8 protein-coding genes are annotated in these 12,922 nt (G+C 33.9%); 2 read left to right on the top strand and 6 right to left on the bottom strand.

Annotated features, from left to right (window positions below):
- Positions 1-14: 14 nt before the first annotated feature.
- The 6 genes from P2W65_RS00975 to P2W65_RS00950 all read right to left on the bottom strand — a co-directional run bounded on the left by P2W65_RS00975 (position 15) and on the right by P2W65_RS00950 (position 7,787).
- Complete coding sequence (locus P2W65_RS00975) at positions 15-2,258, bottom strand: multicopper oxidase family protein (RefSeq protein WP_289662861.1); 2,244 nt, start codon at positions 2,256-2,258, stop codon at positions 15-17.
- 185 nt (positions 2,259-2,443) lie between these two features.
- Positions 2,444-4,978 carry a heavy metal translocating P-type ATPase gene (locus P2W65_RS00970; protein WP_289662860.1) on the bottom strand — a complete coding sequence of 845 codons (2,535 nt, stop codon included), beginning with the start codon at positions 4,976-4,978 and terminating at the stop codon, positions 2,444-2,446.
- A 358-nt stretch (positions 4,979-5,336) separates the two neighbouring features.
- On the bottom strand, positions 5,337-5,897 hold the full coding sequence (locus P2W65_RS00965; RefSeq protein ID WP_289662859.1) for a helix-turn-helix domain-containing protein: 561 nt from the start codon (positions 5,895-5,897) through the stop codon (positions 5,337-5,339).
- Between the two features lie 2 nt (positions 5,898-5,899).
- Positions 5,900-6,427: a DUF3347 domain-containing protein gene (locus P2W65_RS00960; protein WP_179008027.1), complete on the bottom strand. Its 528-nt coding sequence runs from the start codon at positions 6,425-6,427 to the stop codon at positions 5,900-5,902.
- A gap of 96 nt (positions 6,428-6,523) precedes the next feature.
- A complete protein-coding gene (locus tag P2W65_RS00955) occupies positions 6,524-6,883 on the bottom strand; it encodes a hypothetical protein (RefSeq protein WP_289662857.1) in 360 nt (119 codons plus the stop codon).
- A gap of 70 nt (positions 6,884-6,953) precedes the next feature.
- Positions 6,954-7,787, bottom strand: a complete 834-nt coding sequence (locus tag P2W65_RS00950) for an AraC family transcriptional regulator (protein ID WP_289662856.1) — start codon at positions 7,785-7,787, stop codon at positions 6,954-6,956.
- Positions 7,788-7,890: 103 nt separating this feature from the next.
- Here P2W65_RS00950 and P2W65_RS00945 point away from each other — a divergent pair, with 103 nt between their 5' ends.
- Both P2W65_RS00945 and P2W65_RS00940 read left to right on the top strand, forming a co-directional pair.
- Complete coding sequence (locus P2W65_RS00945; protein ID WP_289662855.1) at positions 7,891-9,057, top strand: MFS transporter; 1,167 nt, start codon at positions 7,891-7,893, stop codon at positions 9,055-9,057.
- A 615-nt stretch (positions 9,058-9,672) separates the two neighbouring features.
- Positions 9,673-12,915 carry a SusC/RagA family TonB-linked outer membrane protein gene (locus P2W65_RS00940; RefSeq protein ID WP_289662853.1) on the top strand — a complete coding sequence of 1,081 codons (3,243 nt, stop codon included), beginning with the start codon at positions 9,673-9,675 and terminating at the stop codon, positions 12,913-12,915.
- Positions 12,916-12,922: the final 7 nt, after the last annotated feature.

Here is a 12,922-nt window from a genome sequence, read left to right as displayed (position 1 = left end):
ATGCTAATGTAGTATTAATAATTCAAATTAACCCCAAAACCAATTCCCATATCGCTGTCATAATGTGTTGTAATTCCAAAGTTTCGAGCCACGATGTATTTTAAACCCGCCATATATTCTTTATCTGTATTCCACATTAAATTCATTCGAAGTCTTTGCGAAAGCGGAATATCTTTTCGTTCAAATTGCAAACGAACATTTCCATCGGTATAAACCTCAACTTGTGCTTTTATGAGCATTGGCAAAGTATATTCGGCACCTAAACTGAAAACGGAACGATTGTCTTTAGTGTTTTTCTGTCCGAAGAGATTTTGTTCCTGTTCGTCCATTCCCATTTTGCGATAGCGCCAGTCAAAACCGATAAAAGGCATCAACCATTGATTTTTTCCAATATATCTTCCAATATGAGTTTCGGTTTCGTAACCATGTTTGTCATTGTAACCCAATCTCCACTCCGTTCCAATGCTCCATCTTGTATTGCTCAACATCGCTTCACCATCATTTCCGTTAGTAGCAAAATCATTTTCTGCCATAAAATGAAACATACGATCGTCCATTTTCAACATTTTGAAAGCCATTTCCGGATGATGAATTAAGGGATTGGGTGCTGAATTTTCGTAAGTAAAGATTCTCCCCATTCCAGCCATCATATGATATAAAATGTGACAGTGAAAAAACCAGTCGCCATCGGCATTTGCCTGAAATTCGATCGTATCGGTTTCCATTGGCATAATATCAATTACATTTTTTAGCGGAGCATAATCGCCGTGTTCATTTAAAATTCTAAAATCATGTCCGTGTAAATGCATTGGATGGCGCATCATCGAACCGTTGTATAAAACAATACGAACGTTTTCTCCTTTTTTAATTAAGATTTTATCGGTTTCTGAAACCACTTTATTATCTAAACTCCAAACGTAACGATTCATATTTCCGGAAAGCGTAAAACGCAATTCTTTGACAGGAGCGTCTTTTGGAAGATTCGTTTTAAAAGGAGATTTCAGCATTCCGTAATTCAGAGTCACAATTTCAGAAGTTTCAGTGCTGTCACTTTCCATTTTCAAGGCTTCCATATTATGATTGGAATGATCCATTTCTGGTTTAGAATTTTCATCTTCACCCGAAATTTCAGGATACATTACGGCATTCATGTCCATTTTGTTGAGTGACATATTCATGCCCATATCGTTCATTTCGCCATTCATTTTCATCATATCGTTCATCATTTTCATGCCTTCAAAATATTTTAATTTTGAAAGATGATGTACGGGCTGTTTGTCTCCATTTCCTAAAAACAAAGAAGCAGATCCTGTCCTGTCTTCGGCTGTAGCCAAAAAAGCAAAAGATTTATGGTCTTCAGGAATTGTAACCACAACATCATAAGTTTCAGAAACGGCAATAATTAAACGATCGACTTCTACAGGTTCGACATCATTTCCATCGCTGGCTACAACGGTGATTTTTCCTCCGCCGTAAGTCAGCCAGAAATAGCTGGAAGCACCTCCGTTTGCAATTCGTAATCGAACTTTTGAGCCTGGCTTAAGGTTTGAAAGCTGTTGTTCATTTTTACCATTAATTAAAAACTTTTCATAATAAACATCGCTAACGTCCATAGCATTCATTCGTTTCCATTCGTTGGTCACTTTGGTTGAAAAATGCCCTTGTTTTAAAGCTTCAAAATAGCTCTGAGTAGTTCCTTTTTTAATGGCGAACCAATCATTGGCATTGTGAAGCATTCGCTGAATATTCTCAGGTTTTAAATCAGACCATTCACTTAAAATAACTGGAATCGTTGGCAAATCGTCAATGCCTTTTCTAATAGTCGAATCGTCTTTTTTCTTATTGATGATAAAAAGTCCATACAAACCAATTTGTTCCTGTAATCCCGAATGACTGTGATACCAATACGTTCCGTTTTGAATTATGGGAAAAGTATATTTATGAGTTGTTCCAGGCTCAATCGGCATTTGAGTCAAATACGGAACTCCATCTTCTTTGTTTGGAAGAAATAATCCGTGCCAGTGCATCGAAGTGGTTTCTTTTTTTAATTCGTTATGCACATAAATTTCTGCAATATCGCCTTCGGTAAAAGTCAGAGTTGGCATCGGAATTTGTCCATTTACTGCAATCGCACGTTTTTCTTTACCCGAGAAATTGACAATTGTATCGCGAACATGCAAATCATAACGCACTACTTTTTGCGCCTTTAACTGAATAGCAATTAAAAAAAGCACAAGTATATATTTTATTTTTGTCATCGATTATAATTTTAAATCGTTAGGTTAAATTTATTTTAACACATAGAAACATAGATTTTTGTGTCTAAAAAAGAGCATAAAAGAAACTAGTTTCCACACATAGCTATGTGTATTGTAAAAAGTGAAACGCCTTCACGCACAATGCAAAACTATGTTTCTATGTGTTAAAATAATTGCGTCCTAACTCACAATTTTAAATTTCTCAATCGCAAAGCATTCACGATTACTGAAACTGAACTCAAACTCATCGCAACGGCAGCCAGCATTGGCGAAAGCAATATTCCTAAAAACGGATATAAAATTCCAGCTGCAATTGGCACGCCCAATGTATTATAAATAAAAGCAAAGAATAAATTCTGTTTGATATTCGACATCACAGCATGGCTGAGGTTTTTGGCTTTTACAATTCCGTTTAAATCTCCTTTTACTAAAGTAATTTTAGCGCTTTCGATGGCAACATCAGTTCCTGTTCCCATGGCAATTCCGATGTTGGATTGAGCTAAAGCAGGAGCGTCGTTGATTCCGTCACCCGCCATAGCAACGATTTTTCCTTGAGATTGCAGACGTTCAATTTCTTTCAGTTTATCTTCCGGAAGACAATCGGCTTTAAAAGAGCTCAACTGTAAATGATTGGCAACTGCTTTTGCAGTGTTATGATTATCTCCAGTCATCATAATAACCTCAACGCCCTGAGCAATTAATTCTTTAATCGCTTTCGCACTGTTTTCTTTGATGGCATCGGTAATGGCAACATAACCTAAAACTTCTTTTTCAATAGCTATATAAGAAATAGTTTTTCCCAGATTTTGTTCTGCAGTAACTTTTTGTTCTAAGTCAGAAGAAATAGTGGCACCAATTTCATCCATTAATTTTTTGTTTCCTAAAGCAACTTTTTTGTTTTCGATAGTTCCTAAAACACCTTTTCCGGCAATAGTCTCAAAACCTTGAACTTCTTTGAATGAACTATCTTTTGCTTTCGCGAAATTGACTACGGCCTGCGCCAAAGGATGTTCGCTATGCTGATTTAACGAAGCAATGTTTTGAAGCAGAAAATCTTCATTATTATGGATTGCAACTATTTTTTCAACAGATGGTTTTCCTTCGGTAATTGTTCCTGTTTTATCGGTGATCAAAACATCAATTTTATTCATGTTTTCCAGCGCTTCGGCATTTTTAATCAGGATTCCGTTTTGTGCTCCTTTCCCAACTCCAACCATAACCGACATTGGAGTTGCCAATCCAAGTGCGCACGGACAAGCAATAATTAAAACGGCAATCGCATTAATTAATCCGTAAACGTAAGCGGGTTCCGGGCCAAATTTTGCCCAGACAAAAAAGGTTATAATTGAAATAATAACTACTGTCGGCACAAAATATTTAGAAACTCTATCGGCTAATTTCTGGATTGGAGCACGAGATCTGCTGGCATCATTTACCATTTGGATAATCTGCGAAAGCATCGTTTCTGAACCCACTTTTTCAGCAATCATCACAAAAGATTTTGTACCATTTATAGTTCCTGATATTACAGAATCTCCCACTTTTTTATCTACAGGAATTGGTTCTCCTGTAATCATCGATTCGTCGATACTGCTTTCTCCAAAATAGATTTTTCCATCAACGGGAATTTTTTCTCCCGGTTTTACGCGTAATAAATCATCTTTTTTGATATTGTGAATGGAGATTACTTTGTCAATTCCTTTTTCTACTAAAGTGGCTTCGGTTGGAGCTAATTTCAATAATTCTTTTATCGCGCCATTGGTTTGTCCGTGTGCTTTCGCTTCCAATAATTGTCCTAATAAAACTAATGTGATAATTACGGTTGCGGCTTCAAAATACAAATGAATTGTTCCGTGATGCGATTTGAATTCGGTTGGGAAAATATCAGGAAAAAACATTCCGATAATACTAAATAAGAATGCTACGCTTGTCCCAATTCCAATTAAAGTAAACATGTTTAAATTCCAAGTCATAATCGATTTGTAAGCGCGAACAAAAAACATCCAACCCGCATAAAACAAAACAGGAATTGAAAATAAAAGCTGTACCCAATTCCATTTTTCAATTGACATTATATTATAGAGTGGATTATTTGGAATCATTTCTGACATTGAGATAATGAAAATTGGAAGCGTAAACAAAATCGCTATTTTCATTTTCTTCAATAAATCAGAATAGGTTTTGTTTTCCTCACTTTCAGAAGCCTGCATTGGAACCAGATCCATTCCGCAAATCGGACAATCGCCCGGTTCGTTTGAAACAATTTCAGGATGCATAGGACAAGTAAATTGTGTTGCTGTAATTGCAACTTGTGGTACTAAATCCATTCCGCAAACTGGGCAGTCTCCAGGTTTATTATATGTTTTGTCGCCTTCGCAATGCATTGGACAATAATAAACGCCATTTGCACTCTGCTGATGCATTTTTTTTGTTTCTGATTTATGTTGGTCATGATGCTCTTTTTTATGACCTGAACAGCATGATTTAACCGCAGTTTCAGAATGGTTTTTAGGAGAATCCATTTCAATGGTATAATTTCCTGCAGCAGACAAAACCTCTTGAAATTTTTCTGTCGGAACATGCTTGTCCATTGTGATGGTTGCCGTTGGAGGATTCAAAGTAACTTCTGCCTGAACGCCTTCGACTTCATTCAAAGTTTTTTCGACTTTGGTTCGGCATCCGTTGCACGACATTCCTGAAATTATATATTGATGAGTCATTGTATTGGTTTTTAAGTATTACAATGCAAATTTCCGAAGTACAATTTACAACGATTTGTATAATTTTGAGAATGATTTGTAAGATTTACTAAATGGTGTTTTTTAACCGCAAAGAGCGCTAAGATTTACGCAAAGCACGCTAAGTTTTTTTTCTGTTTTGAGATTAAAAAAAGTTCGCAAAGCTTTGTGTATATAATTATACAAACTATACAGCTATAAAAGGTTAGCCACAGATTAAAAAGATTAACACAGATTTTTAAAATCCCTTTAATCCTTATAATCTGTGGCTAAAAAACTTTGCTCCCGATAGCTATCGGGATTGCGTAAATCTTAGCGCTCTTAGCGGTTAAATAAATAACTACAAATTCTCGATTTGAATACGTTTATTATCTTTCAATTGTTTGAATGAAGTAGGAGTGTAGCCCGTAATTTTTTTGAATTGATTGCTTAAATGTGCTACGTTGCTGTAATTAAGAATATCAGCAATTTCACTTAACGAAAGCTCATTATAAATTAGTAATTCCTTTACTTTTTCGATTTTCTGGCTGATAAAATACTTTTCGATAGTTGTGTTTTCGATTTCAGAAAATAAATTGCTTAACGAATTATAATCCTGGTTGAGGTTTTCTGCCAGATATTCTGATAGGTTGATTTTTAAATCATTGTTTTTATGATGAACCAAATCGACAATCAGGTTTTTTATTTTCTCGACGGTTTTTGTTTTTTTATCATCGATTAAATCAAAACCTAAAGCTTGAAGATTTTCTAATAAAACCTCTTTTTGCGAATCATTGATTTCGTTTTGTAACTCAACTTCACCTAATTCAACAGCAATAGTTTGAAGTCCGAGTTTTTCGAACTCAGACTTCACAACCATTTTGCATCGGCTGCACACCATGTTTTTGATGTAAAGCTTCATATTTATTTTATAGTTTCAACTACATTTCCGCAAGTCAGCATCGAAGAACCGTAATACGGATTTTTAACTGCTTTTTCTTTGCTTAACCAATCGGCATCAGCCATAGGGCAATATTGTTTGTAGATTGGTTCAGTTGGACTTGAAACTTTTATCAAATCGTAAGTTCCTTTCGATAATGATTTAAAAGTCTCACGTTGTTTTTTAAGATCTGAAGAAGTCGAAATACTTTTAGCATCAGCGGTTAATTTTTTAACTACTTTCATCCAAACGGTATGTTCGTTGCTTTTTAATTTATCCATTTTTACAGCTGTGATGGCACTCAGTAAATCTTTGGCTTTCGCCGAAGTCAATTTGCTGTCACTTTTTATAAGTGCATCTTTTACAGTAAAGTAAGCATCGTAAACCGATTGTAATTGAGAATCGGCGATTTCAATTGCTGTCAATTCAGAATTATTGTTTTTTGCCTGAATAGTATTTGCGCTAAAAAATACTGTAAATGCTGTTGCTAAAGCTATGATTGATTTTTTCATTGTATATAATATTTGGTAAAGGATTAATTTCCTTTAAAATTAATTAAAAAAGTTGATTTCAAAAAGACCCAATATGGGCTGTACTAAATGCAATAATTATATTTTCGGCTTCAGCCAAATAGAAGTAAATCCAGAAGAAATAGTTGAATTCCTATAAGATGAAATTTTGTTTTTTAAAGAAAAATTGAAAACATCATTTTGCAAATCAAAATCGTTTGAAGTCAAAATAACAAATTGTAATGCAGAAGTTGTACAGCCCGAATGACGGCACTTTCCGTCACAATTGTGTTTTTCTTGTTTTGAAGTTTTCTTTTCACAGCATTTTTTAGAACAGCTGTTTTCTTCTTTCGAAGTAATTTCTTTATGATGTCCCATATTACATGCATAAGTATAACTTGGATTCAAAAAGAAACTAAGTGTTATAAAAAGCAGTATTATATGGATTTTCTTTTTCAAAGAAATTGTTTTTAGAAGTACAAATTTAGTTAAAAAACTTCGAGCAAATCATTATTTAAGATTTCGCTAACTAGAGTTTTTTGAAATCGCTTGGTTTCATGTTTTTACGTTTCTTGAAATAATTCGTCAAATGACTCTCGTCAGTAAAACCAAATTCATACGCAATCTGCTTAATCGGTAATTGATTGTTATGAAACCTTTTCTCTATTAAAGTTGTTCTTAAATTATGAATGTATTCCCGATAACTAACACCAAAAGTCCTTTTGAAATAGGCACTGAAATAAGTTTGTGCGATATTAAAATGCGCTGCAATAATTTTAATTTGAACTAATTTTGGCTGATAAATATTCTGATGAATATAATTAGCAATTTGTTCATTATCCAAATGTGTCGATTTCATCTGAAGATTCATGCCTCGAATGGTTTCCTTAATTAAACCAAAAATCGAAAGAATCTGATAGAAAACAATTGGAGAATTAGTTACATCTATGTATTTGTCGTAAGTAACAATATTTTCAACAGTGTTTTTTAGAATAGTTTTACAAGGTTCATCAAACTTTAAAACGGTTTCTTTTAAAATTTTATCTCTCATGAAACTTTCGGGAGTATTGACCAAAAATTCATCGCAGGTAAGATTCTGTTTAGAGTTGAAATAATTATCAGTGAATTTAATGAAAATGAATCCTGTACTTTTCTTGATATCAAAATAATGTTCGTCGTCTGGAGAAATCACAAACAAATCTCCAGCTTTATAAGGAAGGAGATTATGGTTTAAATGATGAACTCCGCTTCCTTTTTTGATATAAATAATTTCGTAATAAGTATGAGTATGTGGCGGAAGATGAAATTTTTCTTCCTCAAATTCATCCAATACTAGTGTTTTAAACTGATTTAATTTAGGCATAACTTAAATATACAATTTTATATCACAAATATACAATTTTTGATTAAGCTAACAGTGTTAAATTTGCAACGTAGAAATCTATTCCTTTCTACTTATTAATCAAATGAAGAAAAGTCTTATTGCACTCTCTTTAGGAGGGTTAACTATTGGAATTACAGAATTTGTAATGATGGGCCTTTTGCCTGATATTGCCTCAGATATGAAAGTTTCCATTCCTGTTGCCGGGTATTTAATATCTTCTTATGCACTTGGAGTTGTTATTGGAGCACCTTTATTGGTAATCGCAGGAAGAAATTATGCGCCTAAAAAAATGCTTTTGATTTTAGCATTAATGTTAGCTGTTTTTAATGCATTGTCAATTATTGCTCCTGATTATAATGTTTTATTTGCATCTCGTTTTCTTTCTGGTTTGCCACATGGAGCATTCTTTGGAGTGGGAGCGGTAGTCGCAAGCCGTTTGGCAGATAAAGGAAAAGAAGCGCAGGCTATTTCTATTATGTTTGCCGGATTAACTATTGCGAACTTAATAGGCGTACCTATCGGAACTTATATAGGTCATCATTTTATTTGGCGTTATACTTTTGTGTTAATTGCTTTTGTGGGATTATTAACGTTTCTAGCAATTTATATGTGGATGCCAAATCTGGAAAAAGGAGAAAGTGTCAATATGAAAACACAACTTCAATTCTTTAAGAAAACAGAAGCCTGGCTGATTATCGGAATTACGGCAATTGGTTTTGGAGGTTTGTTTGCTTGGATCAGTTATATTGCTCCTTTATTAATTAATGTTTCTAAGTTTTCGCCAGAAGATGTTTCGTATATCTTAATTTTAGCAGGATTAGGAATGGTTGTTGGAAATTTCGCAGGAGGAAAACTGGCAGACCGATTTTCGCCGGCTCCAACTACATTAGCTTTATTGCTAGTAATGTCGGCCGATTTAGTTTTGGTTTATTTCTTCTCTTTTAATCAATATGTGTCTTTATTTTTGACATTCTTAACGGGAGCTATTTCTTTCTCTGTCATAGCACCAATCCAGATGCTGATGATTCGTACGGCAAAAGGAGCAGAGATGATTGCTTCAGCATCACTTCAAGGAAGCTTTAATATAGGTAATGCTTTAGGAGCCTTTCTTGGAGGATTACCTTTGGCAGCGGGCTTTAGTTACTCATCACCTAATTTAATTGGCGTCGCTATGTCAATTATCGGAATGATTATTACATTCATATTGATGAAGTTACATCGTAAACAAGTTGCGGTACAGCACATTTAAAAATATTTTCACTCCTTTTTTAAGCCCTTAACTTTTGTTTAAGGGCTTTTTTTATGTCCAGAAATGATTTTTTGTTTCTAATTATTCTATTTTTTCTCTACTTTATCGGAAAATACACTTTAAAAATCAGCATAATTTTCTTCTGGCCTCAAATTTTTTTAGCATCTTTTTAACTTTTTAAGTGTAAAAATAACACCTAATAATTTCGTAATTAATATTCATGTAATCGATTGTTTTTTTTATAAAAAGAGAATCAAATGAACGATTAGTAATAATATTTTTAATATTTTAAGTTAAGATAAATTATATATCTCACATAAAAAAGCAATAAAATTTTCAATATGTAATTTTTTTTAGCAAATTTTTATGAGAATTTATTTTTCGTTTCAAAAAAATATCTATGTTTGTGTAATCGATTACAACTTATTTTTTGTTGTTCGAAAACGATTAAGTGACACAACATATAAAGTAACAGAGATTAACACTGTTATTTAAGAAATAAGAAAATTTTGAATAAAAAACAGACCTATTAATAATTGCAAAAATGAATTGAAGTAACCACAAAAAACCACTTAAACCAAAACGAAAAAAAATTAACAACTTAAACAATCAACCATGAACTTTAAAGAACTATTAAACAAAGGAGCAAATTTTTGCTTTAAACTTGTTTTCTTACTGTGCTTATTGATCGGCAGTCAAATGCATGCACAGGGCACAACTATAGAGGGAACCGTGAAAGATGCTGCAGGACTTTCTCTGCCAGGAGTAAATGTCTTGGAGAAAGGAACTAAGAACGGAACCTCTACTGACTTTGACGGCCACTTTAAAATAAAATTAACCAATCCGAAAGCTGTCTTAAGTTTTTCGTTTATTGGTTTTAAAAGCATTGATGTAGCGACAGAGGGAAAAGCAAAAGTAAATGCTACGATGCTCGAAGATTCCAACAACTTAAATGAGGTTGTTGTTATTGGATATGGTACATCTAAAAAATCTGACTTAACTGGAGCAGTATCTACTATTTCTGGTAACGACTTGAAAAAAGTCCCAGTGGCAAATGTTGCAGAAGCTTTAACAGGTAGAATTGCGGGTGTTCAGGTTACTTCTGCAGAGGGATCTCCAGATGCGGATATTAGAATTAGAGTTCGTGGAGGTGGTTCACTTACTCAAGATGCATCGCCTTTAATTATTGTGGATGGATTTCCTATCAATAACATGAATGACATTTCTTCATCTGATATTGAGACAATGACCGTTTTAAAAGACGCAGCTTCAACTGCCATCTATGGATCTCGTGGTGCAAACGGGGTAATTTTGATTACAACAAAAAGTGGAAAAGACGGGAAAATAGCAGTGAATTTCAATATGTTCTACGGTATGAAAACTATGGCTAATGAAATCGATGTTTTATCTCCTGAAGATTACACTAAATGGCAGTACGAATATGCATTGCTTTCTCAAACTGGAACAAAAGTGGCTTCGGATCCAGCTTCTTACACTAAATACTTTGGAAATTGGCAGGATCAAGATATGTACAAGGGGGTAAAAGGAAATGATTGGCAAAAGCAGATTTTTGGACGTACAGGAGAGGTACAAAGCCGTGATTTAGGAATCAGAGGCGGAACAGATAAGTTAAATTATAACTTCAATTACGCTCATTTCGATGAAAAGGCAATTATGCTAGGTTCAAATTACAAAAGAAACAACCTTGCTTTGGCTTTAAAAAGTAAAGTAAGTGATAAAATTGATGTTGGTTTTACAGTGCGTTATTCTGATACTGAGATTGATGGTGGAGGTGTAAATGAGCAAAATGAAAAATCTTCATCAGATTCACGTATGCGTACTATTGTGGGGTATGCACCAATTCCTGTTTCAGGTTTAACTTCTGATGATGTTTCTGGAGATGGAACAGATGTATTGATCAATCCTTTAAGATCTATTTCGGATAATAATCGTCAGCAGTTCCGTAAGAACTTTAATATGTTGGGAAGTTTTGGATGGGAACTTGTAGATAATTTAAAATTGAAAGTAGATTTAGGTCTAGATAATTACAACAGTTTAGATTATCGTTATTATGGACGTAGTACTTACTATGTGGCTAACGCTCCAGCTAGTACTTTACAAGGCAAGCCAGCTATGATTATTACAGATGGTAAAGAAAGACGTTTTAGAAATGCAAATACGTTGAATTATGATTTCAAAAAAATAATGGGTGAAAATCATCATTTGACAGCTCTTGTAGGAGAAGAAAGTATTAATTACGATGTAAATACTGTGACTTCTACTATTCATGGATATCCTTCTTTCTTTGATTTTAACCAAGCAAAAACACTAACATCACAAGGGACACCACAAGCGGTAGATAATTATTATAATCCAGATGATAGATTATTATCATTTTTTGGACGTGCTAATTATGACTATAAAAACCGTTACATCTTATCGGCTACATTTAGAGCAGATGGATCAAGTAAATTTTTATCACAAAATCGTTGGGGTTATTTTCCAGCTTTTGCAGCAGGATGGAAAATCTCTGAAGAGCGTTTCTTGAAAAATAAAAATTGGATAGATCTTTTAAAAATAAGAGCTAGTTATGGTGAAGCAGGAAATAACAATATTCCTGTAGGACAGCAAACTCAAATTTTTCAATCTATTCCAACAACATGGATTAATGGAGTTACTAGTGTTTGGGCAATTCCAAAAACAATGCCTAATCCAGATTTGAAATGGGAAACTACAGTAACTCAGAATGTTGGTTTGGATTTTGGATTTTTCAAAAATCGTTTAAGTGGTAATTTTGATGTTTATAAAAACATTACAAGTGACTTATTAATTAATTTCCCAGTTCCAGGATCTGGATACGAATACCAATACCGTAACATGGGAGAAACTCAAAACACAGGTTTTGAAGCAACAATAAATGTTGTGGCAATTGAAAAAGCGAAGTACGGATTGAACTTTTCATTTAATATGGGAATAAATAAAAATCGTATTAACTCACTTGGGGTTATGAATAATTTTGGACAAGCTACAGGTTGGGCTTCTTCACAAATTGGAGATGATTATTTAATCGCAGTTGGTTCATCTTTAGGAACTATGTATGGTTATAAAAATGATGGTAGATATGAGGTTTCAGACTTCGATTACGTTGGCGGGAAATATGTTTTAAAAGCAGGTGTAATTCCTACAGCTACCACGTTAGTGGGAGATGGAAGTGGTCTTAAGCCAGGAGATATGAAATTGAAAGATGTTAATGGAGATGGTAAAGTAGATTTAAATGATAAAACAGTTATTGGTAATTATAACCCTAAAAGTACAGGTGGTTTTGTTATCAATGGTAATGCTTATGGATTTGATTTAATGGCGGCTTTTAACTGGAGTATTGGTAATGATGTTTATAATGCTGATAAAATTGAATTCTCGACAGCTTCAGCTTCTGGTCAGTATAAAAATTTAAATTCTACTATGGCTGATGGAAAAAGATGGACAAATTTGGATCCAGTTTCAGGCCAATTAGTTACCGATCCAGATCAATTGGCAGCTTTGAATGCTAATACTACTATGTGGTCTCCATATATGAGAACAGCTATATTTACAGATTGGGCAGTTGAAGATGCATCATTTTTAAGATTAAATACTTTAACGTTAGGATATACAGCCCCGCAGATGTTTACATCTAAACTTGGAGTTTCTAAATTGAGATTCTATATGACGGCAAGCAATGTTTTTGTTTGGACTAACTACTCTGGTTCTGATCCAGAAGTTTCAACTAAGAGAAAAAACCCTCTTACACCAGGGGTTGATTCAAGTCCTTATCCAAGAAGCAGACAAATGGTTTTTGGGATGAATCTTAATTTCTAATTTTAAA

The organism is Flavobacterium panacagri (assembly GCF_030378165.1).
In the GTDB taxonomy this organism is placed as follows: Bacteria; Bacteroidota; Bacteroidia; order Flavobacteriales; family Flavobacteriaceae; genus Flavobacterium; species Flavobacterium panacagri.
Note: the sequence above shows the minus strand (reverse complement) of the source record. Positions and strands in the feature narration are given on the sequence as shown.